At 41.7% G+C, this 24,221-nt stretch carries 23 protein-coding genes; 11 read left to right on the plus strand and 12 right to left on the minus strand.

All coding sequences use genetic code 11. The annotated features are described in order from the left end of the window. Positions 1-174 precede the first annotated feature (174 nt). The 4 genes from ACM0OS_RS21615 (at position 175) to ACM0OS_RS21630 (ending at position 4,209) form a co-directional block, all read left to right on the plus strand. On the plus strand, positions 175-687 hold the full coding sequence (locus ACM0OS_RS21615; protein ID WP_414545254.1) for an Arm DNA-binding domain-containing protein: 513 nt from the start codon (positions 175-177) through the stop codon (positions 685-687). Positions 688-877: 190 nt separating this feature from the next. Beyond that, a complete protein-coding gene (locus tag ACM0OS_RS21620; protein WP_414545255.1) occupies positions 878-1,027 on the plus strand; it encodes a hypothetical protein in 150 nt (49 codons plus the stop codon). 183 nt (positions 1,028-1,210) lie between these two features. After that, a complete protein-coding gene (locus ACM0OS_RS21625) occupies positions 1,211-1,744 on the plus strand; it encodes a site-specific integrase (RefSeq protein WP_414545272.1) in 534 nt (177 codons plus the stop codon). 305 nt (positions 1,745-2,049) lie between these two features. Then, the gene (locus tag ACM0OS_RS21630) at positions 2,050-4,209 is read left to right on the plus strand and encodes a pentapeptide repeat-containing protein (RefSeq protein ID WP_414545256.1); all 2,160 of its coding nucleotides are present in this window, start codon (positions 2,050-2,052) and stop codon (positions 4,207-4,209) included. Positions 4,210-4,315: 106 nt separating this feature from the next. Here the strand turns inward: ACM0OS_RS21630 and ACM0OS_RS21635 are convergent, their stop codons facing one another. From ACM0OS_RS21635 to ndhC, 3 genes are read right to left on the minus strand one after another with little or no spacing between them, the layout of a single operon-like run. Then, positions 4,316-4,843 carry an NAD(P)H-quinone oxidoreductase subunit J gene (locus tag ACM0OS_RS21635; RefSeq protein WP_414545257.1) on the minus strand — a complete coding sequence of 176 codons (528 nt, stop codon included), beginning with the start codon at positions 4,841-4,843 and terminating at the stop codon, positions 4,316-4,318. Further along, on the minus strand, positions 4,836-5,573 hold the full coding sequence (gene ndhK, locus ACM0OS_RS21640; protein WP_414545258.1) for a photosynthetic/respiratory NAD(P)H-quinone oxidoreductase subunit K: 738 nt from the start codon (positions 5,571-5,573) through the stop codon (positions 4,836-4,838). The genes ACM0OS_RS21635 and ndhK overlap by 8 nt, the downstream gene beginning before the upstream one ends. After that, positions 5,564-5,926, minus strand: a complete 363-nt coding sequence (gene ndhC, locus ACM0OS_RS21645) for a photosynthetic/respiratory NAD(P)H-quinone oxidoreductase subunit C (protein WP_414545259.1) — start codon at positions 5,924-5,926, stop codon at positions 5,564-5,566. The genes ndhK and ndhC overlap by 10 nt, the downstream gene beginning before the upstream one ends. A 195-nt stretch (positions 5,927-6,121) precedes the next feature. On the opposite strand from ndhC, the gene ACM0OS_RS21650 reads away from it, so the two are divergent. The 6 genes from ACM0OS_RS21650 to ACM0OS_RS21675 all read left to right on the plus strand — a co-directional run bounded on the left by ACM0OS_RS21650 (position 6,122) and on the right by ACM0OS_RS21675 (position 8,439). Continuing rightward, positions 6,122-6,469, plus strand: coding sequence for a rubredoxin (locus tag ACM0OS_RS21650; protein ID WP_414545260.1), 348 nt, complete (start codon positions 6,122-6,124; stop codon positions 6,467-6,469). A gap of 111 nt (positions 6,470-6,580) precedes the next feature. Then, a complete protein-coding gene (locus ACM0OS_RS21655; protein WP_414545261.1) occupies positions 6,581-7,600 on the plus strand; it encodes a photosynthesis system II assembly factor Ycf48 in 1,020 nt (339 codons plus the stop codon). A gap of 120 nt (positions 7,601-7,720) precedes the next feature. Further along, on the plus strand, positions 7,721-7,969 hold the full coding sequence (psbE, locus tag ACM0OS_RS21660; RefSeq protein WP_414545262.1) for a cytochrome b559 subunit alpha: 249 nt from the start codon (positions 7,721-7,723) through the stop codon (positions 7,967-7,969). Positions 7,970-7,978: 9 nt separating this feature from the next. Next, the gene (psbF, locus tag ACM0OS_RS21665) at positions 7,979-8,116 is read left to right on the plus strand and encodes a cytochrome b559 subunit beta (RefSeq protein ID WP_190959380.1); all 138 of its coding nucleotides are present in this window, start codon (positions 7,979-7,981) and stop codon (positions 8,114-8,116) included. A gap of 9 nt (positions 8,117-8,125) precedes the next feature. After that, positions 8,126-8,245 carry a photosystem II reaction center protein L gene (locus tag ACM0OS_RS21670; protein WP_015209609.1) on the plus strand — a complete coding sequence of 40 codons (120 nt, stop codon included), beginning with the start codon at positions 8,126-8,128 and terminating at the stop codon, positions 8,243-8,245. 71 nt (positions 8,246-8,316) lie between these two features. Then, positions 8,317-8,439, plus strand: coding sequence for a photosystem II reaction center protein J (locus ACM0OS_RS21675; protein WP_414545263.1), 123 nt, complete (start codon positions 8,317-8,319; stop codon positions 8,437-8,439). 150 nt (positions 8,440-8,589) lie between these two features. Here the strand turns inward: ACM0OS_RS21675 and psaI are convergent, their stop codons facing one another. From psaI to ACM0OS_RS21710, 7 genes are all read right to left on the minus strand, one after another. Next, positions 8,590-8,700 carry a photosystem I reaction center subunit VIII gene (gene psaI, locus ACM0OS_RS21680; protein ID WP_414530419.1) on the minus strand — a complete coding sequence of 37 codons (111 nt, stop codon included), beginning with the start codon at positions 8,698-8,700 and terminating at the stop codon, positions 8,590-8,592. 110 nt (positions 8,701-8,810) lie between these two features. Further along, positions 8,811-11,648 (minus strand): hypothetical protein, encoded by a 2,838-nt coding sequence (locus ACM0OS_RS21685; protein WP_414545264.1) that lies wholly within the window; start codon positions 11,646-11,648, stop codon positions 8,811-8,813. A 211-nt stretch (positions 11,649-11,859) separates the two neighbouring features. Further along, complete coding sequence (locus ACM0OS_RS21690; protein WP_414545265.1) at positions 11,860-12,069, minus strand: hypothetical protein; 210 nt, start codon at positions 12,067-12,069, stop codon at positions 11,860-11,862. Positions 12,070-12,452: 383 nt separating this feature from the next. Further along, a complete protein-coding gene (locus ACM0OS_RS21695; protein ID WP_414545266.1) occupies positions 12,453-12,698 on the minus strand; it encodes a hypothetical protein in 246 nt (81 codons plus the stop codon). A gap of 3 nt (positions 12,699-12,701) precedes the next feature. Then, a complete protein-coding gene (locus ACM0OS_RS21700) occupies positions 12,702-13,556 on the minus strand; it encodes a hypothetical protein (RefSeq protein ID WP_414545267.1) in 855 nt (284 codons plus the stop codon). 159 nt (positions 13,557-13,715) lie between these two features. Next, on the minus strand, positions 13,716-14,495 hold the full coding sequence (locus ACM0OS_RS21705) for an RNA polymerase sigma factor SigF (RefSeq protein WP_414545268.1): 780 nt from the start codon (positions 14,493-14,495) through the stop codon (positions 13,716-13,718). 847 nt (positions 14,496-15,342) lie between these two features. After that, on the minus strand, positions 15,343-16,179 hold the full coding sequence (locus tag ACM0OS_RS21710) for a photosystem II manganese-stabilizing polypeptide (protein ID WP_414545269.1): 837 nt from the start codon (positions 16,177-16,179) through the stop codon (positions 15,343-15,345). A 363-nt stretch (positions 16,180-16,542) separates the two neighbouring features. Here ACM0OS_RS21710 and ACM0OS_RS21715 point away from each other — a divergent pair, with 363 nt between their 5' ends. After that, the gene (locus ACM0OS_RS21715) at positions 16,543-16,908 is read left to right on the plus strand and encodes a hypothetical protein (protein WP_414545270.1); all 366 of its coding nucleotides are present in this window, start codon (positions 16,543-16,545) and stop codon (positions 16,906-16,908) included. A 73-nt stretch (positions 16,909-16,981) separates the two neighbouring features. Here the strand turns inward: ACM0OS_RS21715 and ACM0OS_RS21720 are convergent, their stop codons facing one another. Both ACM0OS_RS21720 and ACM0OS_RS21725 read right to left on the minus strand, forming a co-directional pair. Beyond that, positions 16,982-21,964, minus strand: coding sequence for a hypothetical protein (locus ACM0OS_RS21720; protein ID WP_414545273.1), 4,983 nt, complete (start codon positions 21,962-21,964; stop codon positions 16,982-16,984). A 334-nt stretch (positions 21,965-22,298) separates the two neighbouring features. Next, entirely contained in the window at positions 22,299-23,630 is a 1,332-nt protein-coding gene (locus ACM0OS_RS21725) for a P-loop NTPase fold protein (protein WP_414545271.1), read from the minus strand. Positions 23,631-24,221 lie beyond the last annotated feature (591 nt).

A 24,221-nucleotide genomic window follows, 5' to 3' on the forward strand; every position in this document is an offset into this window, starting at 1 on the left:
ACTAGATATATCCGTTTCTTTGGGGTGTGACAGTTGTGGGTGCGGAATGTGGGTTCTAAATCTTAAAAAATTTTGGGCATTTTTGGGTACCTTTAGGCAAAAAATGGGTGTAAATTGGGTGTAAATTGGGTGTAAAAGGGGTAGAGCAGAGGAGTAATTACACCTTATAAAGTTATGTTCTCCAAAACTCCTACAGGGCGGGCATCTAAGGGTTCTGTCTCTATCATTAATTCTAATAGTCGGTTGCAGTTGCGGTTTAGATATAGAGGCGAACGTTATTACATCTCTACAGGTTTAGCAGATACCCCAAATAACCGGAAATTAGCTGAACTCAAAGCATCTGAGATTGAAAAACATATACTCTGTGAGCGATTGGACTTAACTCTACAGAAGTACCAACCTCAATCTGCTTTAACTACGATTACACCCATTACACCCATTAAGAAGCCTAAACCTGAATTAGACCAACTTTGGGATAGGTATAGCGAGTTCAAAAAACCTCAAGTCAGTCCTAGTACTTACGCTAAAGACTTTACTAAACATCGAAATCACATCGCTAAGTTGCCCACGCGATCGCTAGATGAAGCATCCGCTATTCGAGATTATCTTTTAGCCAACTTAACTCCAGATGCTGCAAAGCGTTGTTTAACTCAGTTGAAAGCTTGCTGTAATTGGGCAAGGGGGTAAATGAGAAATCGAACAGAAAGTTACGCTAAGGCTGTAACCCTTACTGGATAAGCATTCTGCAAGTCGATATTTTTCGCAATTCTGAATGTATCAAATAACCTATAGGTTATTTGATACAGCATTTGACAACGTAGCCATAAGGATTTCAGGCTACAAAAACTAGAGGGGTTTAAATGGTACAGTTTGATCCATGTCAATCAGGATGTTACCAGCAGGTCATCAAGTCCTTATCGTAACTTTCTGCGTGGCTGCTCATTTTACCCCGGCAATGGAAGAGGGGCTAATTGATGCTAACCCGTTTGCTGCTATGAAAATCAAAGCACCTTTGGGTGCTAAGTAGAACGACTTGAAAAAACCAAACTATGTAAAGTAATGTAAATTATTGAAGTTCAGTTCGTAGTCAGGACTTTAGTCCTGATTTGAGAACTAAAGTTCTCACTACAAACCTTTAATTATTTACCCTGTTCTACTTACTGAAGAACAAGATATTAATCCCTTCAGTAAAGAAGAAAGAGATTTAATTATTCGTACTTTTGCTAGCGATCGCTACTACAGCCATTACACCCATTATGTACGCTTCCTGTTTTTTACTGGATGCAGGCCATCTGAGGCAATTGCTTTGAAGTGGAAACACATTACAAATAGTGTGGTTCAGTTTCGAGAATCTGTTGTTGTGTCTGAAGATGGCTTAGTTATGAAGGAGGGGCTAAAAACCCAAAGAAAACGTGATTTCCCGATTAATTCAGAATTACTAGATATTTTAGATGAGATTAGGCCCGAAGAAACTAATCCTGAAGCATTAATTTTTCCCAGCCCAAAAGGGAAATTTATCGATCATCACAACTTTTCTAATCGCGCATGGAAAGCAATCTTAGCTAAATGCTGCATTCCGTATCGTAAAAGTTACCAGACACGACATACTTTTATCAGTTTTTGTGTGGAATCACATATTAACAGCACTGCGATCGGTAGATGGACTGGAACCTCTGCCAAGATGATCGACAAGCACTATGGTGCCACTAACTTTACCAACCTTAGACCTCCAAACCTTTCCTAAATTGACTTAATAACAAGGCTTGATTAATACACAAGACTTACGTAAACCTAACGTATTTTCGTCATTGCGACCGTAGGGTAGACGCGGAGCGGCTTCTCGCAGAGTAGCAATCTCAAAGCCTTGATTTTCGTATCTCTAGAATAATGATGGCAATTTTTACCATTTTATTGAGATCAACCATTTTTTCAAAAAGTCGGGGATCTGGAACACATATCTGGTTAATTTCACCAAATTTTCACAAAATCGGGAATATATAAGGGCAAAGTTGTATAAAATCTCAGTAATAACCTCATACTGACGCGATTATGCCGCCAGACTACGCAGGAAAAAATCTTAGAGGGTGCTCTTTTAAAGGTCAAAACCTGACTGGAGCAAACTTTAGCAAGGCGGATATTAGAGGAGCAAACTTTACTAACGCAATTCTTAAAGGTGCGGATTTTACAGGTGCTAAAGCCGGACTACAAAAGCGTTGGACTATTGGGTTGCTCATAGCCTCATGGCTGCTATCGGCAGTTTCAGGGTTTTTCTCACTCTTTTTCGGTGTATTGGTAGCATCTATATTTAGCTCTACAACTACTGAATATTTTAGTCGTATTCAACAGATCATTTCCGGTATAGTCTCCCTAATTGTGCTACTGGTTTTTTGTATTATTACTCTTCGTAAGAGTTTAACAGCAGGTTTAGGAGCCGTAGCTGTAGCCGTAGCCGGAGCCGTAGCCGTAGCCTTCGCCTTAGCCGTAGCCGTAAACGGCGGACTCTTCGCCTTCGCCTTAGCCAGAGCCTTCGGCGGATCTGTATCTGTAGCCGGAGCCGGAGCCGGAGCCGTAGCCGTAGCCTTCGCCGGAGCCGTAGCCGGAGCCATAGCCGTAGCCGGAGCCATAGCCGGAGCCATAGCCATAGCCATAGCCGGAGCCGGAGCCGTAGCCGTAGCCTTCGCCGGAGCCTTCCACGTAGACGGAGCCGTAGCCTTCGCCGGAGTCGTAGCCGGAGCCGTAGCCTTAGTCTTCGCCGGAGCTGGAGCCGTAGCCTTTACATTATTTAGTGCTTACATTGGCTGGCGTAGTTTAAGAGGAGATGAAAAAGACGCTTGGGTACGCTCATTTGCTGTCGCCTTTGCTGCAACAGGTGGGACAAGCTTTCGTGGTGCTGATTTAACTGATGCTGACTTTACAGGTGCAATTCTCAAAAATACAGATTTCCGAAAAGCCAATCTCACCCGCACTCGTTTTTATGAAGCTAAAAAACTTGACCTTGCCAGAGTGGGAAATTTAATATTAGCTAAACGAGATATTCTCAAATTACTTGTAAGTTGCAATGGTAGAGAAAAATCATATCTTGGCGCTAATCTAAAAGGCGCAAACCTCATAGGCGCAGATTTAACAAAAGCCAATTTTAAAGATGCCGATATTACTGAAGCTACCTTCCAAGGAGCTTGTTTAGAGTGGGCAAATTTGACTTTAGCTCAAGCTGTAGGTACTGATTTTACTAGTGCAAAAATGACTGGTACTTGTGTAGAAGCTTGGAATATTGAAAGTTCAACTCTATTAAATAATGTAGATTGTCGCTTTGTTTATCTTTTAGAACACCCCCAGCTTGGAACTGATGAGCGCGAACGCCGTCCTAATAGTGGCGAATTTCAACCAGGAGAATTTTTTAAACTATTTGAAGAAGTTTTAAATACTGTAGATTTGATTTTCCGTAATGGCATTGATTGGAAGGCTTTTGTGAATGCTTTTGACAATGTGCAACAACAAAATCAAGATACAGAATTATCACTACAAAGTATTGAAAATAAAGGTGAAGGGGTAGTCGTCGTGAAGGTTGCTGTGCCTGATAGTGCAGATAAAGAAAAGATTCATAGGGATTTTACCCAAAGTTATCAATTGGCACTGCAAGCTGTAGAGGAAAAATATAAAGCACAATTACAAGCCAAAGATAACGAGATAGTTATCTATCGACAACAAAGTGCTGACATGAAAGAAATTATGAGTTTATTAGCAAATAAACCTATTAATGTTCAAGTTGACAATAAATTAGAAAATAAAAATATGACTAACAGTAACGATTCCAGCCGTAGTATTAATATTGGTAATATTGGCGGTGATTTTAATGCTAGTGGGCAAGCTTTAAACTTAGGTGATATTAGTGGTACAGTAACAAATACTATTAATGAGTTACCAAGTTCAACTGAACCTGAGAAGCCGGGAATTAAGGAATTATTAACACAATTACAAACCGCCATTGAGGCTGAGGAAAATTTACCACCAGAAGATAAAGCTGAGGCGTTAGAACAGGTGAACGCTTTGGCGGAAGCTGGGAAAAATCCCCAAGAGGGAGCGATGCAAAAGGCAGCGAAAACAGCAATAAAAATTTTGAAGGGTACTGTTGCTAGTTTACCTGATGCAACTAAGTTGGTTGAAGAATGTGGTAAGTTGTTGCCGTTGATTTCTCAGTTTTTGGGTTGAGTAGGTTTATTGATTTATTTGTCAGTCCCTTAAAAAACATTGCCCCCCTCCGCCGCCGGAGAGGGGTTAAAAAAGCTCACTGCTGAAACTCAGCACTTAGCACTGCCTAATAAGCATCTTGCAACTCGTAAAAATCAGGTGAAATGTAATCCTTACGCAAGGGCCAACCCACCCAATCTTCCGGCATCAAAATTCGCTTCAGATTCGGATGTCCTTCATAGACAATGCCGAACATGTCGTAACTTTCTCGCTCTTGCCAGTCTGCGGTTTTCCAGATCCAGTAAACTGAAGGCACGCTGGGATTTTCCCTAGGTAAAAATACTTTCACCCGCACTTCTTCAGGTCTATCGGCATTGTCACCAACTTTAATCAAGTGATAGACACTGACCAAATCTTCTCCTGGGCCAAGATCAATACCAGATTGAAACTGAAGATAATTAAACCCGTAGGCATACAGGGCTGTAGAGATAGGGAGTAAGAAATCTGACTCCACCTTAATTATCTCTACCCCGTTCTTGTCGGGTTCCAACGACTCATGCTCAAAGCCATTTTCCGTCAACCACTGGGAAACTTGACCAGCTTTAACCAGGGAATCTTCGGCTGCTGGTACTGGTTTGGAATCTTCTTCAGCCACGGTTTTGTTCCTCCTTTTGTGTCTTTGCTGTCAGCAACGCAGGTGGTACTGGTAGACCAATTGCTTCTGTTAATTCCTTTGGTGGTGTGTAGCGCGTTTCTGACTGCAAATACTTACCAGTTAAAATCTGCTCCGTGGGTTTCAGGTTGTGAGTCGTGCTGTAAAAACGGTGGACTTGCTTAATTTGATCCCGTTCTTGCATTGAGTCATTAGCGATCTTTTTCCGCAGCTTAATAATTGCGTCGATAATCGCTTCTGGTCGGGGAGGACAACCAGGTAAATAAACATCCACAGGAATTAGCTTATCAACTCCACGCACAGCAGTGGGTGAATCCACACTGAACATCCCGCCTGTAATTGTACAAGCTCCCATAGCGATGACATACTTCGGTTCGGGCATTTGTTCATAAAGACGCACTAATTGGGGTGCCATCTTCATCGTAATTGTCCCTGCCGTAATAATTAAATCGGCTTGACGGGGGCTAGAACGAGGAATTAGCCCGAAACGGTCAAAATCAAATCGGGAGCCAATTAAAGCTGCAAATTCAATGAAGCAGCAAGCTGTACCAAACAGCAAAGGCCACAAACTCGAAAGCCTTGCCCAGTTATAGAGGTCATCAACCGTAGTCAGAATCACGTTTTCAGAAAGATCCTGTGTAACCGTGGGACGTTGAATGGGGTTGATGATTTGCTCTTTGTCTTGGGTTGTTAAATTTGGATTCAAGACCATTCCAAAGCTCCTTTACGCCATGCGTAAACTAGGGCGACTACAAGAATTGCAATAAAAACTAAGGCTTCAATGAAAGCCAATAGCCCCAGACGGTGGAAAGCCACCGCCCAAGGATACAAAAAGACAGTCTCCACATCAAAGACGACGAAGACTAGCGCAAACATGTAGTAGCGAATATTGAACTGAATCCAGGCTCCCCCAATTGGTTCCATGCCAGATTCGTATGTGGTGCGCCGCTCTAGGCTGTTACCACTGGGTCGTAGGAGCTTGGATGCTGAAAGTGCCAAGGCAGGCACAAGGCTGCAAATGATGAAGAAGCCTAGAAGGTACTCGTAACCGCTGAGGACAAACACAATGAATATCTACCGCTTATGGTGTAAATAAGGCTGTTACTTTCTTTTACATTATATCTTTTTGACTTTTCTGAAATCTGGGAAACAGACTCTCTTCAGGTATTTGATTCGCTTTGGGTAATGATGGAAAAGTCTAACAGGTATGTCATAATTTTTAACGTATATTTAATAATTCCTCTCGGCGAGGCCTGAGCAATGAGTGAACAAGCTAGCGAACAAGCTGTTGAAAATCCAGCATTAGACCGCTACGAGTGTCGCGCCTGCGGTTATGTTTATGAACCAGAAAAGGGCGACGATAGTCATAATATTGCCCCAAACACATCGTTTGCCGAACTCCCCATAAATTGGCGCTGTCCAGTATGTACTGCGAAAAAGACCGCTTTTGCCAATATCGGCCCTGTGGGGACAGCATCCGGTTTTAAGGAAAATCTTGGTTATGGTTTGGGTGTCAATCAACTGACACCAGGGCAAAAGAACATTCTGATTTTTGGGGCTTTGGCTCTCGGTTTCTTGTTTTTTATCAGTCTCTACGGCTTACAATAAGACCCGTTATCTTTTTTACCCAGTTGGGAGGGCGACCATTGCCCTTAAGGTTAAAAATCTAGAAAACAACTACACAAATTTAGAAACAAGTAAGAAATACTGATGCATTCAATGGGTATTGTGAGAAATTGGCAAAGAATATTTGCCTTGTTAATATTAGTCCTCATGTGTGTAGGTTGTAGCAAAGTCCCTTCCACCAGCTATAATCCTTGGGAAATTATTTCTGTGCCTACAGAAGCTAAGTTGCTGGATATTGCCTTTACTGATAACCCCCAGCATGGTTTTTTAGTAGGTGGCAATGCCACGCTTTTGGAAACAAATGATGGTGGTAATACTTGGCAACCAATCACACTGGCACTTGATGACCCCAAGTCTCGTTTTGACTCGGTAAGTTTTGCCGATCAAGAAGGCTGGATTGTAGGAGAACCTTCTTTACTACTACACACCACTGACGAAGGTCGTTCTTGGTCACGTATTCCCCTCAGTGAAAAATTACCTGGTAGTCCCATCGCTATCTATGCACTAGGAGAAAACACAGCTGAAATGGCTACCGATGTAGGAGCAATTTATAAAACTACAGATGGTGGCAAAAACTGGAAAGCCCAGGTTGAAGCAGCTGTTGGTGTAGTGCGTAATATGGAGCGCTCCGTTGATGGTAAATATGTAGCTGTGTCCGCCAAAGGTAGCTTCTATTCGACTTGGGAACCGGGTCAAAGTGCTTGGCAACCCCACAACCGCAATAGTTCTCGTCGCCTAGAAAATATGGGTTTTACAGAGAATGGTCAATTGTGGTTGTTAGCAAGGGGGGGTCAGGTGCAATTTAACGACCCAGCTAATCCTGAAGAATGGCAAGACGCGCAAAGTCCTGAGTTGGCCACAAGTTGGGGTTTACTAGATTTGGCATATCGTACTGCCAATGAAATTTGGATCGGTGGCGGTAGCGGTAATTTGCTGCGGAGTCCTGATGGTGGTCAAACCTGGGAAAAAGACCGCGATGTGGAACAGGTAGCTGCTAATTTGTACAAAGTTGTATTTTTTCGGACAGATCAGGGATTTGTTATAGGCGATCGCGGTATTTTACTTAAATACCAACCAAATATCGCCAAAGCTGACCCCATAGGAGCCGCTTAGGGACACCATACGCTTAAGTATTCGCCCTGATTTCTGAGAAGAACGTTGCAACTTGTAACTGTTTTTAAACTTTGTAGGATAATAGACTCAATAACAGTCTTCATGAAGGTAGGAATCTAAATGTCAGGTACCACTGGAGAACGTCCATTTTCGGACATTATTACCAGCGTTCGTTACTGGGTAATTCACAGCATCACCATTCCCGCATTATTTATTGCCGGCTGGCTGTTTGTCAGCACTGGACTGGCTTACGATGCTTTTGGCACACCCCGTCCTAACGAGTACTACACACAAACACGGCAAGAAGTGCCTATTGTTAAGGATCGTTTTGACGCTAAACAGCAAGTTGAACAATTTATCGGAAAGTAGTTTGGGATCATGACTAGCGGAAATAACATCAATCAACCAGTTTCTTATCCAATTTTTACAGTTAGATGGCTCGCAGTTCATACCCTAGGCGTGCCTACTGTATTTTTCTTAGGCGCGATCGCCGCCATGCAGTTTATTCAACGCTAGGAGTCAATCATGGAAAGAAGCCCTAATCCTAATAATCAACCGGTTGAACTTAACCGGACTTCGCTATACCTAGGACTATTACTAGTTTTCGTTCTAGGGATTTTGTTCTCCAGTTACTTCTTTAACTAACAGAGAACAGTTTTTGTAAATCTTTGTTTATTTGTTCGTTGTTGATTTTTTGTTAAGGGAGGAGAAAAGCTGTGTCAGCAGGAAGTGGGAGAATACCCCTGTGGGTCGTCGCTACGATCGCAGGTTTAGGTGTAATTACAGTTTTAGGCATTTTCTTTTACGGAGCCTACGCTGGCGTTGGTTCTTCAATGTAAAAATAACCTGATTCTGAATGCCATTTAGTATGGACTTTGTGGCAATTGTTTAAAAATCGATATTAACAAACCGCCTGTCTCATAGAGATAGGCGGTTTGTCGTTGGAATTAGCTCTAAAATTGGTAACGAGCTACTTCACCCATGACTAATTAGGCAATATCATCGCGTTCAATGTATAACAACAAAAACGCCATTGTTACCGCCGGAAAAACTAGACCAGTCAGGGGAACAAGAATGGAGGGCAAAAATGAAGCTGCCATAGTTAAGTTTCCTATTGAATAATAGACAATCCTCGAAAACGAGCTTACTGCAAATCCTGCCTGATTTTTTAAATTCTCAAAATTTTTAACACAGCCAGTTTCATAGGAGTTCACATCCCCAGTAACTCATCTAGCTTTAAATTTGGCAAGTCTGGAGGAATCACAGTCCGCACAACCGTGACTTTGTGACTTTCCTGCTGGGTAACTTGATGGAAAGCGATCGCCTCTAGGCGAATTTCCAAACAGCCAAAGGGAATGTTTAATTGAGTCATCACTTCCACATCTCCCTCAGGCTGAGGTAGCAAGTCTGTCAGCACATGAGGGCCATCCAGCAACCAGCGCGTTTGGCAATCTTCCACCCATAACTTAACAGCTACTTGCGGAGGCACAGCAGGCAATTCTATCCTCACTCTCACAGACTTACCAGCAACTAATTCCCCATCCGGTACACGCATCTGCGGAATCGGTAAAGGCTCAACTATTCCTCCTTCCAACAATGGAGCAGATAAGTCTGAGTTGACTTGCTCTTGCTGTTGAGAGGCACCACTGATTGTTAAATCTGCTGCCTCTATAGTATATGTATCATCTACTACAAATTCTTGTGCTAACCAAGCAGATGGTTTTGGCGGATGGACAGCCGATGCTAATTCGGGGACTGGAGGTGGTAATGCAGCGGTTTCTTCTAATAAACTATTTTCTGCATCCACATCTGCTGTGCTTTCTGTTTCCACTACTTCTAGTATTTCTGTCTCTTGTACTTCTGCTGCGATCGCATCTGCTGTGCTTTCTGTTTCTTCCTCTAGATTTAATAATGAGTCAACATCTACAGGGGGAGAAGACAGCGGCATTTGTTCATCAGGTATCTTTTGCTGGTCAAGAACATCAATAATGGATTCTGGTAGAGAAGATGCTTGGCTGTGCATCCACTTTCTAATCAGGGGAGAAGAATAAATATTATCTTGTGTGGTTAATGGCAAACTGGCTGGGGAAGTTACTTCTGACTCCGATTCATTGCTTAACTCTACATTGGCTGGGGGAGTTACTTCTGGCTCCCATGCATCCGCATATTCTGTATTATCAGGTACTAATTCCGGGGGAGATAATTCCAGTTGATTTTCATCCTCCTGGACAGGTGTATCAGTCTGTAGAGATTCCTCAACAGCCGCACTATCCAAAGTATTAACCGTGCTATTATCCTCTGCAACTTGTGTGCTAGATGCAGCTTTCACCCGTTTTAAGTAGGGAAAAGTACTGCCAAGCATCGCCACTCGATGATCTCTAATGACCAGCTGCGCTAAATTAATCGGAGCTAAGGGAGTTAGATTTTCATTTTTCTCTCTGGGTGCTGACTCTACAGAGACAGATAAATTCACATCATCAATCGCCAAACCTGTAGTGAGTGACTTGATAGCAGTGGATTGGTTCTCCGGTAGCTTTGGTAGTTGTGGCAAACGAGAATCTGCTGCTTTCTGGATCTCAGATACTGGCAATGAAGCTTCTGCTATTTCCCGTGGTTTAATTTGCGGTGGCTGTGAATGATTGAGGGCAGAAGTCCCAAACAGCCCAGAAGCATCTTTTGGGGAAGTTTTGACCAAATTAAACAGCCCTAAATCAATGCTCATAGTCCGTTCCGGCACTGTAGACTCATCTGCCGAATTGGGTGATGCGCTAGAGCTATCTAAGAAATTGAGATAACTACTTTTGGCTGCTGCTGTGATTGCCAATAATTCCGTCACATCTGCTGTAATTGTGAAAGACTTGCTAGCTAACAGAACTATTTCACCCACATCTGTAAGTGCGCCATACAAACGCATATCTGCCAAAATCAGCTTGGATTCACAGTGAATGGGGATATTAATTACAGAACTGATACTAAAGGGCAGCGAGCTATTTGGTAAAGGCTGCCGCATCAAGGTTAAAATTTCTGACTCCAGAGGCGATCGCAGTTCAATTAATAATTTTAGGGCATAGAGGTTTTCCGGATATGGTGTTTCATCCTCACCATTTGCCTGGTTTTGTAGCTCTACGCACCCGTTAATAGTGAGTTTTTCTCCCCAGCGAGCAATGTAAATTTCCCGATCTAAGGTGAGCAATAATGGCGGCGGAGGTTGTACAACTGAACTATCTTCCAGTTCCTCATGTTCTAGTAAAGTTTCAACGGTGGGTAAAGCTAAATCCATTAAATTTTGTAGAATTTGCTCTGCCGTTTCACCTTTTAACCAGACGGGACTAACTGGCTGGTCATTAACTGCACTTCCCTCTTCTATTTGAGTTGGTAAATCGGTAGTAGCCGACTCACTTTCACTGTATGCAGTCACCGGGGCTATCAATTCTTCATCAGCAATAGTAGCCGGCTCACTTTCGCTGTATGCAGTCACCGGGGCTATTAATTTTTCATCAGCAATAGTAGCTGACTCACTTTCGCTGTATGCAGTCACCGGGGCTATTAATTTTTCATCAGCAATAGTAGCTGACTCACTTTCACTGTATACAGTCACCGGGGCTATCAATTCTTCATCAACAATAGGATTGGTGTACTGGAGTGAATTAGACTCCATACTTTCCGTCTTGCTCAAGCGCTCCCGTGTTTCGTATGCTTCCTGAGACAAGACTTGCAGATTGATATTGTATAGCCACGATTGGCCGAAAAGATCCGACATCAAATCCCCAGAGCATTGCAATTCCCAAATGCCTGGCTTGAGGTGGGTAAAGGGAATTACCGCCATTAAACCTTCCGAGTTAGTGCGCCGCGATCGCTTTTGAATCCGCCGTTTTGGGGGAATTTTTTGGGTTGAAGAGTGAGTAACCCGGATTTCTACATCCGTATTAGGCAGGTTAGAACGAGCCAAAACTCTATACCGACCTTCCAAAATTTCTAAGTTTGGCGATTCCAGGGTATGCCAAGAGCGATCGCCCTGCTTCTGTATTAGAAATTGCCAGTGTTCCATTGTGAGTGATGCCCGTACCAAAGAGCAGCAGAGTCAGATTGTGCGTTATCTTGCTTGCAAGTTTACCTCAGCAACTAACAATTGCATCACCCAATGTTACTATTTGCTTCCCAGTCCGGCAACATTACCATCTACTTTACAAAAACTTTAATTACTTTACTTCTTGCACTTTCCCTAACCGGGTAAAGCGAATTTCAATCCGTCGCCGTGTCTAATCTGCTTGACGAGCGATCGCCGCCAATTCTCCACTAGGTAATATTAACTGAGCAGTCAAATAAGCACGGAATGATAAGTCCTTGAATCTTTGTTCTTTTAGCTGGATATTAAACAGCACTTGTACCACTGTTAAAGCACGCATCAATCCTAAATCAGCATTATAACCCGCTGACGATTTACCTAAAAGCAATGCACTGTTCGCCACATTTCCTAAATTCAAAGCTAGGTTAATGCCCACATTACCATTAGGTTGACTATCAGTATTTCCAATAATTTATACAATATTAATATTTTACTATGTGGTTCTATTTTCTACTTCCGATACTATTTTTTGAGAAATATAATTAAATATTGCTGGGGGATTATTGCACTTCCAGATGCAAATATATCAGCATTTCATTTTGGACACAATCATTAGTGGAGAAGGATTTTTTTAGTATTGCCAATAAATTAAAATTACTGTTAGTAGGCGAAAAAATTTTATTAAAAAAATAGACCTGTATGATTAACAAGGTCTCTTTGGACGAGAAAAAGCCTAATTTTATTTACAGGTTCATAAAAAAGGTGGACACTAGGAAATCAAAGGTATTAAACACCGTAATGGTTTTGATAGTAAGCCAAAATTTGCTGCACACGGTGCCGACTTTCTGACCTAGAGTTGGGTTGCCAAGAAATTACTAACCCAGCAATTTGGCTTTGATCATAATCAAATTGTTGAGATGACTGAGGAATTAAAGCAACTTCTACACCTTCAACTTGGCGCAAATGAGCAGCTATTTCTCGATAGACTGCTAAAGGTAAACCAGTAAATTCAATTTTTTCCTTAGTCTCCATCTTTTACGAAGCTCCGACAGTAACAGGATTTTGAGGTGTTGTCATCGAAACAGAATTGCCAACATTAGTTGTGGCTGATGGCGTTGAGTTGCTAGCATCTTCGCCCACCATTCTGGTGACTTCAATACCATATTGTTCCAGAATTACAATCGGATTGGAACCTGCATTCATTTCAATACGTTTAATTAACAGTCCATTTGCTAGTCGCTGTCCTGCCTGTACATAACGACTTGTGGTCTCATTGGGGACTTTAATAATCGCTTGGGGTTCTTTCCCAATCAGCACTACACCACTTACTGTGACTGCCTTGGCTAAGTCAGGTTGCGCTGGTGGTGGTAATACAGATACCAATGTGGGATTGGGGACAACTTGAGGCATGACTGATGGCAGAACTGAAGCCTGAATAGGAGGCTTTGGTGTTTGTGCCACATTGCTGGAAGCTACAGGAATTCTAGTTCCAGTAGAAAGCCCCGCGCTACTGATGGGCTGTCTGGGTACTGTAGCCGTAGGTAGGCGAGGTAACACCGGAACTACCCTAGTTGTAGTTGTAGTTTGAGGAACCGAAAGAACTGGCTGCCCGATAATTTGGGCAAACGGATCAGTCCGTCCTTGTGACACTATGACTACTCGCTCTGTAGCATTAGTGGGTTGGATTAAGTTAGGGGTTGCCGAAGCATTAGTAACTTCCTGGTTGGTAGATACCACCGGATTATTAAAGGATTGAGTCGCCATTGGTGGCTTTGTAGCTGGCGTTGCACTAGGCACAGGAGCAACAGCTTCTGGTGTACTTTCTGTAGTACAGCCTGCGATCGCCAAACTTAGACACGCTGCAAATGCAATTTTGGAATTTCTGCCCATTAGCCGTTCTCAAAAGCTACCGGAAACATTGCTGAAGGAAATCAACCATGCCTATTTGTATTTCAGGCAAAGTATCTTCCCGTTATAACCTACTTTTTGGAATTTTAAAGGTTATTTTTAGCACACTTAACTTGGGGTAAATGCGGCTAACCTGATAGCTTATTCATCCTCTGCGGTACCCATGAGGTGCTTTAACAAGCCCAGTCCTTTTTTCACCCTCCGGGAAACTGTAACGACACTAATCCCCAAATGTTCTGCTACTTGTTTTTGGGTCAAGTCCTGTAAAAATACGCATTCTAATACTTCACGAGTACATTTTTCTAACTGAAACAGCGCTTGTTGCAAGCGAATTTGGTCTTCTTGCGCCAGTTGAAAGCTACGATGACGCGGATCGGGGACTAATTCTCCTAAGCTAGTAGACCCATCTTCTCCGTCCAAAACGGGGACATCTAAGCTCAGAGGAGAGCGATTGACCCATGCTAATTTAATTTCTTGCCATTCATTGGGGGAAATTTCCAGTGCTGCGGCTAATTCAGCATCAGTAGGTTGGCGATTATATTTTTCGCGTAAGGAACGTGAAACGCCAATTGCCTGCTGTTGTAGGGCTAAATAACGCCGAGGAATTCGCACCGTCACACCTTTATCTCGCAGGTAGTGTTGAATTTCACCACGAATGTAGGGAATAGCAAAGGAACTGAACGCATGTCCCTTAGAAATTTCAAACTTTTCAATAGCCCGAATTAAACCCAAACAGCCAACTTGCAACAAATCATCATAGCTTTCACGACATTGATTCATCCAATAGTGAGCTTCTTTTCTCACAAGTCCAAAATTTAGTTTTACCAATTGATTGCGAATAGTTTCGGAACGAGATTGTTGATATTCTCGCAACAACTGCCAAATTTCATGCTTAAGTTCGTTGGTGACTGTAGTAGGCATAGCACCACATATATTGAGCCAATGATCATTGAATACCCGCTTATCAACAGCTACGATTGTGAAATATTCCAGAAAAAATATGCTATTTTCTCCATAAAATATATGGGAAATAACAACTTTAGCTGTGAAATACCTTAGAGGCTTGACAATCGCCCAAAATATCAATAAGCGAGGTTGGTATTTTTCTTGTTATTTAAATTCGTGATTATCTGTAGCTTTTGATGACTACATTTAAACAAAATATAAAATTACTTCTATAGTTTCAAACCGAGATTGTACCTAAATTTGTTCATTAATAAAGAAGACTGTTAATAATGATTTTACTAACTGATTTTTAGTAGGTTTCAGTGGAAATACTGTAGTTAAAAAATGAGATTTATCTAATATTCAAAATTATTAAGTAACTGTGAGTATAAATAAAGTTAATTATCAAAGCGGTTATGGTTTTTTGGCAAGTAGAAAATGTTATCTGTTCTCAGTTATGTATATTTTGGGTTGTAGTGTAAATCTAAAAATATAATGTTAAGTACTCTTCCCTGTTGCCTACTTTAGAGACATCAAAAAATTAAATTCCTCCAATACGACTATCAGATTTCTTTTCCTCAGTCTCTTCTGCCTTCCCTGCTCACCCAAGGGTACCCCTGTGGGGAAGTCCCGCAGGGATTTGATTATGTTTTGATGATATCTATGTCGTACCTCAACCATGATGAATCTCAGCCAAGCGAACAAAAAACCCATTTACGTCCCCCTAAATTTATGGGAAGCAAATGGGTAAAATCTGGTAATAAAGCTGATGATTAAAGAATTGAATTCATGAGTACTAGCTAGTAGCCATACTCAAAAGAATTTAGCCACGATTAGGTTCAACTCGGGCATAAAACAGACCGCGAATCTTGACTTCCTTCGGTTCGCCAGCACCTAAATCAGTATCAGAAGGCTGTTCGCTCTCGAAAGTGCCAGCAATTTCACCACTAGAGCTATCTATTTTTGCTACTTGTAAAGAAATTTTGCCATCGAGAATTTCCACCCGTTTGACGTTAGCGCGGGTCAAGTCTTCGTCATCTGCTTGGGCAGGTAAAGCCACAGCATTATCGTAGCCACTGACAACACCACGACCTTTGGGATCTAAGAAAGCTGCACCACGATAGGAAGGAACCTTGAAAGTACCTTCAAAGTCCGTAGAGGTGTTGATACTGGTCAAACCAGGTTGTGTTTGAGCAATTAAATCTTTGATGGTGAAGAGGAAAGGTACTGATTCACCACCAGGGAGTTTGACAGTGATGGCTTGGAAGTCCAGACCATCTGCTTCTATAAAGGTCAGGCTGTTATCTGGATTGATTTTCAAATCGCCTTGTACCTGGTCAATGGTAGAAGTGTACCTGGTCAATAATTTGCCAGAAACAAATTCTGCTGTTTGGCGTTTATTGGCTGGTTCTTCTTTCACAAAGAAAGTGGTGGGTTCCAAGCAGAGTTCTTTGATGCTGTAGGATTTGCTGGAATCAATGGGAATAGAACCACGGCTAGTTTCTGCCAACTGGGGGCATTTGTTAGCCAAGCCAGTGCCGCGAATTTGTTCGTAGGTCAGTACATCCCTACCACCGGTAGAAGCGGGAGCATCACTACAAGCAGTTAATAGGCCAAGACACACAGCCAAGAATGCAACAATTAAAGCGCGATACCTCATGGTCAACCTCAATGTCAAAAATTAATATCTAAGTTGTAAAAGTCAAATCAGCCAGATCATACGATTTTTTTTAACTCAAAATCAAAGCAGTCTAGTCTTATCTAAAAACACATAATAAGATTTTGCTCACTGAGAGGCTGTGCTAGACGCGATCGCTCACTTTTAGAAGTGATCATGAGTGCCTGTAATATGGACAAGGTACGTAAAGCTGAAATCTTTGCCCTCATAGGCTTGTAGCTTCCGAGGCTTCATCTTTGCCACTCCATAGGTGTGTACTTATGCCCTGAGAAATTAGTGATCACAGATAAAAGCCAAAAATCTTCGGTAAATTTGAGTAGACTTCAACTACACGGAGATAATGGCATGAACAATAAACAAAGTGTGGAATCAGAAAATTTGTCTGATCAATTGCAAATAATCGCAAGGGCAGTAAATAATGTCGCTCAGGCTTGCCAGGGAGATGCCATCGCTCTTTTGGGCTTGCTGCGGCATTTGGAACAGTTACATCGAGATATTCGGGATAGCGCTTTTCAAGAGAGTTTGCCGGATAATCGTCAAAAACTCTACTCTTTGCTCAAAGATATTGAGTCTGAGGGGGGCTGGCCTTACATTGAGCGCATGAGGCTAAAAGCCTTTCTGGCAATTTTGCCGCCATCCGCGATGGAAGACCACAGCGAGGCGGAAAACAGCGATGATTTGTTAGAAAGCGATCGCTCTTTGAGCTGGTAAGCTCAAACTTAGTTTTGAGTTTTGAATTCAGAATTGTTCGCGCTTCATAATTCTTAACTCATCACCTTTGTATTTAGCGCCTGGGACTGATGCCATCACAAAGAAAGCGATCGCGTTCTTCAACGTTGCGGTTGTGCTTGAGGTAATCATCTACCCAGTTGCAACCACGCAGCAGCAGGTGATCAAGATGCAAATCCCACAAAATGATTGTTTTATCATCACTAGCCGATGCCAGGGTTTGACCATCAGGACTAAAGCCAACACTTAACACAGGGGCGTGATGCCCGTTGAGGGTTTTAATCAATTTACCTTCACGGCTCCAGAGTTTGACTGTGCTGTCCCAACTGGCAGCAGCCAGCAATTCACCTTGAGGATTGAATGTAACAGCGTTGACGCTATCGCTGTAGCCCTTTAAGAGTGTTTTTAACAACGTCCCATCGTATCGCCACAACCGGACTGTATTGTCCCAACTGGCAGAAGCTAGCAATTGGTCGGTGGGACTGAAGCTCACACCTAACACCCAGCTATCGTGGGGTGAGAAAGTTTTGAGCAAAGTTCCATCTCGCCGCCACAGTTTTACTGTTTGATCATCACTGGCGGAGGCTAAAAGTTGACCATCAGGACTGAAGTTAATGCTATTTACCCAACCATGATGCCCAATTAAGGTTGTGAGCAAAGTCCCATCCCGTCGCCACAGTTTTACTGTTTTATCCTTACTGGCTGATGCTAGTATTTGACCATCAGAGCTAAAACCGACACTCATAACGCTGTCAGTATGCCCTTGGAGAGTTTTCAGTAAAATCCCATCCCGTCGCCATAGTTTCACTGTTTTGTCATAACTGCCTGAAGCCAGAATTTCACCTTTGGGGTCAAAACTGACACTAGGAACTCGTTCTGCATGTCCCCTGAGAGTTTTGTAGAGTCGAGTTTCTATTTCACCGTTATTAGTATTTCGTTGCCAAAGTTTCACTGTGCGATCGCGACTACCAGAAGCCAACATATTACCTTCAGGACTCCAGGCGATGCTTAATACTCGATCTTGATGCCCTTGAAGAATCGGTAATTTTGGTGCTTCTACATTCCACAGTTTGACGCTTTTGTCATAACTGCCTGATACCAATAGTTGGCTGTCGGGACTAAACGCCACGCTAGACACAGCGTCACTATGCCCCCTCAAGGTTTTGAGTAATTTACCGTTGACACTCCAGAGGTTAATGGTATTGTCATCGCTACCTGAAGCTAACTTTTGACCATCAGCACTAAAGCTAAGGCTCCAAACTGTACTATTGTGTTCCTGTAAATTTCTATAAACTTGAAAGTCCCAACTATCTTGACTATTTATCCCCAGTTGCCACAATTTAACTGTGCTATCTCGGCCTGCTGATGCTAATAATTTCCCATCTGGGCTAAAAGTAACAACTGTCACGCCTTGATGATGCCCTCGCAAAGTTTTGACTAGACTGCCATCGCGCCGCCAGATTTTTACTGTTTTGTCGTCACTAGCTGAGGCGATAAATTCACCATTAGGACTAAAGGTGACCCAGTTAACCCAACCTTGATGTCCCTTGAGGGTTGTGACTAAGCTGCCATCTTGACGCCAAATTTGGATAGTTTTATCTTTGTTGCCAGTAGCCAGTAATTCGCCATCAGGACTGAAACTAACGCTGTAAACCGAATCGTTTTGTTCTGCTAAGGTTTTCAATGGTTTGGGGTCAAATACGCCCGTTGTGGGGTTTTTTCGCCAGATATGTACAGTTTTGTCTAGACTAGCTGAAGCTAAGGTTTGGCCATCCGGGCTAAAACTAACGCTAGTAATAGCATCGGTATGTCCTTTGAGTTCTTGCAATAAATTACCGTCAGAACGCCACAGTTTTACCGTTTGATCTCGACTACCGGATGCTAATAATTGACCATCAGGACTAAAACTTACGCCCCAGACAATATCTGTGTGTCCCTCGAAGCGGTTTACTTCCGTTACCCCATAAACGGCTTGTTGTAGGGCTGTTATCACCCGCATTTGTGTTTCTGCTTCCACGCCCTTTGCTTGTTTGAGTTTTCTCCAAGCCCGCAAACTTTCTAGCAAAGCATCAAATTCTTTATTTGAGTTAAATAGGGCTTCACTTGTGGCGGCGATCGCGCCAATTTTTAAATTGGATTCACTACGTTCAGCGCGCATCGTTTGGCTAATTGCTGCTCTTTTTTGTAAGTCGGCGTGCCACCATAAGGCAGCGATTGTGCCTCCCATAATTGCCAACAATACACCTGCGATTCGTGCTTCTTGCAATCGCCGTTGTAGCACCAAATTTAACTGCTCTTGTGATAGCTTGTGGGCTACTTCTACTTTGTTTTTTTCAAATTTTATTTTTTCTAATTCGGCAACTATGCCATAGTTATTTTTTTGACGAATCGGTTCTACTAAATAATCATGAACAAGTTGATAGCGATCGCCTACCTCTTCTCGCAACCGTAAGACTAAACCTGAACCCACTAAAATTGCTAAAATTAACTCCCATGCCAATTCCACATCATATTGTTTTTCGAGGGCAACGGCTAAATCAGCTTTGGTTTTTAACGGGCGCGTGCCTTTTTCATCTGTTAACTCAAACAATAATTGCCAACTCAATTCTTCATTTTCTTGACCACAATCTTTAATTACCTCTTCCAACCAGCGCTCTACGAGTTTTTCTGAACCGCCACAATGCGTATATTGTTCCAGGGTAGTAATGTTATCTGCTTGTAGTTGTACACCCACTATTTGTAATTCGATGGGATGTACTTCCCCGATTTCTCCTGCTAAATCTTGCACTAATTTATGAATTAAGTCATCGCTTAATTCATAGTAAGAACGTTGGGTAAAACTTTTAATAATACCCGTAGTATCTTGAATAGAAAAATTACCTAAATAATAACGAATGTCTTTATCAAGAATGTTTTTATTGATTATACATAAATCATATAAAGTATCGTTGTTTTTGTTGCTTAAACGTTCAAATTCTAATAAGTAATGTAAGTAGTCTTCTCTTAAAGAAAGAATTATTTTTAAATGGGCAATATTTAAACACTTACTAAAAAATTTATAAAAATTGGTTATTTGTTGAGAATTACTAATAAAAAAGAATTCTTCAAATTGGTCAAAAATAATAATGATAGTGTAATTGCGTTCAACGGCTAATTGTAGTTTTTCTAAGAGAATATCTGAAGTAAAGTCCGTAGCAATGGGTATATCTGTTTGCGCTAATGCCCTGTTGATACTACTACCCAAGGCAGTAACCCAATCGGTATAAGCAGAGATAATAATAGGCAAAGGAATACGTTCACCGATGATTTTTGCCTTTAATGCAGGTATTAATCCCGCCTTGAGAATAGAGCTTTTACCAACACCAGACGGCCCATGAATTACTGTAAGTTTGTAGTCAGCACGGGTAATTCTTTCAATTAAGCGATTAACATCTTGCTGCCGCCCGGAAGCAGCTATTTCCCGCGCCACATCTTCAGGAATAAATGGTGCTGTTTGCGTTTCTAGAACTGGGTTAATTCGGAACCGTTGCGGCTGCAATTGACTGGCACCAATGAAGGCACGAAAGCCATACTGATGTTCTATTTGGATTTTTTCTTGCTTGAGGTGAAAGGCTTCAGCGTAGTCATGACGCTCATAAAAATAAAGCGATCGCAACTCTTCTAATATCTCCAAATATAGTGATGGCTCATACTGTAGCTCACAAACTACCTTTGCCCATTCCAAATTACTGATAGCTTCCTCGCATTCGCCCATATGCCTTTGTGAACGTGCCAGCAACAACAGGTACCAACTTTCTTGTTGTCGTGAAACTTCCGTTGCCCGTTCTGCGGTAGCAAGTGCTGTATTGGCTAATTCGTGAGCTAACACCCAATTAGACTCAGAAGCCGCCACATCTGCTAAAAAACCATAATCTTGAGAAACTTGTGCTGGCAGACCATACTTTTCATGCAATTGCAAAGACTTTTGAGCTAATTTTTTTAATTCTTGCCAAGCTTGTAAACGTTGCAACATTTCACACGCAGGCAAAATAAATTTAGCAACTAAGTCTTGTCTTGCTTCTTTTTCTAATACCTCAAGACATTGTTTAAACAACAAAAAAGCTTCTTGACAGTAACTTTGGTTAGCACTGGAATTTAAGTCTGCCATGCGGCGATAACACAGACCTAAATGACATAATACTACTGCCTGCCAAAGCCGATGATGTGAAGTCATTGCTCCTGCTTTTAAAGTGTCTAATTCACCACCAACAACTATGTGCTGTTGCCACAGAGATAAACTTTGTTGATAGTGACCTAAAGCATCATCAATTTGATCATTGGCATACTTATCTCTCCCCAACACAAATTCTAAACTAGCTTCTAATTCTGGTTCTAATTGAATATCATATAAGCGCAACAAATCACTCCGGGCTGATTCAATTTCATGGCGATGTTGTGATTTGGGGGCTAAATCAAGAGCCGCATTAGATAAAAATTTATCAGCACCCGCTTCTAAAACCTTGGCAAATAAAGATTCTGTCTCTTGTCGAATCAAGGCAATTAAATCTTCTTTTGCCATTTCAAATTTAATTGTGGTGGCAGCCCAGCTTTTAAAGTCAGGTGCTAACCGAGAAAGTAATGATGCCACTTCATCTTGAAGCCACAATACCAGTGGAAACGGAAAAGTAGCTGCATAAATATCTCGTGCCTGGTTAATTCCAATTAGTAAGTCATCAATAGCGATTATTGACTCTAGTCCAAAAACCATGACAGCTGATGGCAAAGAATCTGTAACTACAGCAAGATGATCAAGAAATAATTCTGATGCTATTGTGGTATGTAAGGCAGTATTAGATGCCTGAAGACATATCTCTTTTAAATTAATATCTTGAGTAAGAGAGCGAATATCTTCGAGAATTTGCTCACGTAATTGCCCATAATTGCACCGGACTAAAATTACAGCAAATTGACCTTTTGATAGCTTAATAGATCTAACTAACCTTTGCAGAGAATGTTGATTATTGTGAGCGCCTACTACTACCGATTGTCGCTGTGTCATAACTGAAGATTGAGCCATAAAAGAAGGATAAAAATTTCACATCAGAAATTCCATATCAAAATAAAAAATTAAAAAAGGCACCTGTACCGCTATGGGGAAGTCAAAAGGAGCCAGTACGTTGCTGAGGCAGTCCAGTCTTAGGAAGTCACCCTGTTGGTAGGGTTTCCCGACTTGAAGGGATTGACATTCAACAAGCTATTATTTTGGGCTTTTGAACTTTTTCAGCAGACTCTATTTAGTCCGCAGAGTACTAGTGGCTTTTCTAATTTCTCATTTTGTAAATTCAGTAGTGCTATTGGTAATTTTGGTTTGAATTTCTGAAAATTTGAGCTTGTTACTTGTTTTGTTGCCAAGCGATGACTTTTGCTGTCTCTGCTAATGCTGGACTAATACCAAACCATCGCCCTACAGGATCGCGGTATTCAAACAGATACATACTTCGCAATAAGCTTTGATAGTCAGATTCACCTTTGACAGTCTGTTGTTGCATGACTTCAAATAATAATTCCCACTGGCATTCATCAATAGCTAATAGCAAATCATCACGGTAATCTTTAATTACTGCTTCTAAACAATCTCTAGAGAACGGTGGATCTTGCCGTTGGAGGCAGCTATAAAGTAAACCTAATAAGTTACGGATGTGTCCACCACTGACGCGACAAATCCGTTCGAGAGTTTCCAGGTGGTCAAATAATTCGGTGATTAATAACAACCTGTCATTACTAGGAATTTGGGGAAAAGCTCTTGCCAATACTAGTTGGCGTAACAGAGACATACCTGGTTCGTAGTCACTGCCATCTCTTTGCCTTACCCTTACCATTGGCAATACCTTAGGCGCAATACCCCCACCCAAGCGATTTTTCAAGGTCTCATATTCGTTAGAGAAAATTAACGCTAAGGGAATTGTATAAACTAAGTGGCATTTCAGACGGCGTAACTGTTCGCCTCGGTCGATGAAGAGATACTCTGGTTGTGTCCGTCCTGATGCTAAGGGACGCATATCAACTCTATCCAGGTTATCTACGATGACCACCAGTCCTTTTTGTCCTCTTAACTTGAGTTGTTCGATAGCTTTCTCTAACACCTCTTCGTTAATGGCTTGCAAAATACTATTGGTGCGTGGTTCTAAATATTGCCTCAATTGATTTCGTAACTGAGTGCTATCTTTGGTTTTGGCAGTAATTTTGGCAATACCTAAAGACAGCTCTGCTTGTGCAGTTAAGTCAATAGGAGTTTGCAAAAAATCCCCAATTTCTCGAAAAAGATTGGTAAAGTAAGTAGGTTTTAGCTTGATACCGATCGCTTCTAAACTCGCACTCACTTGACGGGCTACACTCAGCAAAATATCACTGATATCGAGATCCGCCATATCCAAATCTTGGCTGGATTCAAAATAAACCACGTGAAATCCTGCCACTGCCAATTCTGCTTTCAGGCGTTGTAATTCCGTGGACTTACCACAGCCGATATGACCTGTAAATAGTTGGCAGGTCGGCTCATCTGGAGAAATTCGAGTGATAGTACGTTGCAATTCTTCAACTATCTTGCACCCACGTACATCAGCAAAATCTATGTAATACTGCTGATCAAGTATGTCACCCATATTCAGGGTGTAGCTGGGGTTACATGCTTTGTAGAAGCGCGATAAATTCAGTGTATTTATCATGTAGATGCGGTTTTGGTTCGTATTCTAAAATACAAGCTATTTAGCTTTTTTTGTAGACACATTATTAATTCAAAATTTGTATCTACCGAAAGACAACACTATAAGCGGGATCGCTACAAGTAAATGTCAGTAATTTGCTAAAACTTCAGTTATCCCTGATACGTACAGTATATCCGTCTTTTTTACAGATGTATTGAGCTTTTGACAATCTTTAAGTTAATTTAGACTGAGTAAAAACCCATGTATCTTAGTTGACTTGCAAAAAAAAACTACTTACTATTGTAAGCCTCAATTTATGTAGTTGCTTTTGGTTTAGCATATTGTTTTTCTTTGTCTTGACAAGAGGGGGATGAGGGATTATTCGTCATGGGGAAGTTTCTTTTGCCCTACACTCCGCACACCCCGTACCCTGGCTTCTTTTGAATGTGTGAGAAATTTGCACAAGAAACCTATTGGCACTCATCTGGTAAAACACAAGTTGTGCTATGTTTGTCGATAATTTTTTGTAGCCTTCTTAGCACCTGTAATAAGCTGTTACCCTTAGTGGTGCAGAAAACTTTTTGGAGTCTCAAGTTGAAAAAACAGTAACAC

Origin of the sequence: Nostoc sp. CCY0012 (assembly GCF_963920855.1) — a bacterium.
In the GTDB taxonomy this organism is placed as follows: domain Bacteria; phylum Cyanobacteriota; class Cyanobacteriia; order Cyanobacteriales; family Nostocaceae; genus Cyanocohniella.

Coding starts and splice junctions, on each gene's coding strand:
- ACM0OS_RS21715 (WP_414545270.1), top strand. CDS start 16,543: ATGAACAATAAACAAAGTGTGGAATCAGAAAATTTGTCTGATCAATTG.
- psaI (WP_414530419.1), bottom strand. CDS start 8,700: ATGGCAGCTTCATTTTTGCCCTCCATTCTTGTTCCCCTGACTGGTCTA.
- ACM0OS_RS21650 (WP_414545260.1), top strand. CDS start 6,122: ATGAGTGAACAAGCTAGCGAACAAGCTGTTGAAAATCCAGCATTAGAC.
- ACM0OS_RS21725 (WP_414545271.1), bottom strand. CDS start 23,630: ATGATAAATACACTGAATTTATCGCGCTTCTACAAAGCATGTAACCCC.
- ACM0OS_RS21655 (WP_414545261.1), top strand. CDS start 6,581: ATGGGTATTGTGAGAAATTGGCAAAGAATATTTGCCTTGTTAATATTA.
- psbF (WP_190959380.1), top strand. CDS start 7,979: ATGACTAGCGGAAATAACATCAATCAACCAGTTTCTTATCCAATTTTT.
- ACM0OS_RS21630 (WP_414545256.1), top strand. CDS start 2,050: ATGCCGCCAGACTACGCAGGAAAAAATCTTAGAGGGTGCTCTTTTAAA.
- ACM0OS_RS21685 (WP_414545264.1), bottom strand. CDS start 11,648: ATGGAACACTGGCAATTTCTAATACAGAAGCAGGGCGATCGCTCTTGG.
- psbE (WP_414545262.1), top strand. CDS start 7,721: ATGTCAGGTACCACTGGAGAACGTCCATTTTCGGACATTATTACCAGC.
- ndhK (WP_414545258.1), bottom strand. CDS start 5,573: ATGGTCTTGAATCCAAATTTAACAACCCAAGACAAAGAGCAAATCATC.
- ACM0OS_RS21670 (WP_015209609.1), top strand. CDS start 8,126: ATGGAAAGAAGCCCTAATCCTAATAATCAACCGGTTGAACTTAACCGG.
- ACM0OS_RS21695 (WP_414545266.1), bottom strand. CDS start 12,698: ATGGAGACTAAGGAAAAAATTGAATTTACTGGTTTACCTTTAGCAGTC.
- ACM0OS_RS21620 (WP_414545255.1), top strand. CDS start 878: ATGTCAATCAGGATGTTACCAGCAGGTCATCAAGTCCTTATCGTAACT.
- ACM0OS_RS21615 (WP_414545254.1), top strand. CDS start 175: ATGTTCTCCAAAACTCCTACAGGGCGGGCATCTAAGGGTTCTGTCTCT.
- ACM0OS_RS21710 (WP_414545269.1), bottom strand. CDS start 16,179: ATGAGGTATCGCGCTTTAATTGTTGCATTCTTGGCTGTGTGTCTTGGC.
- ACM0OS_RS21705 (WP_414545268.1), bottom strand. CDS start 14,495: ATGCCTACTACAGTCACCAACGAACTTAAGCATGAAATTTGGCAGTTG.
- ACM0OS_RS21720 (WP_414545273.1), bottom strand. CDS start 21,964: ATGACACAGCGACAATCGGTAGTAGTAGGCGCTCACAATAATCAACAT.
- ACM0OS_RS21700 (WP_414545267.1), bottom strand. CDS start 13,556: ATGGGCAGAAATTCCAAAATTGCATTTGCAGCGTGTCTAAGTTTGGCG.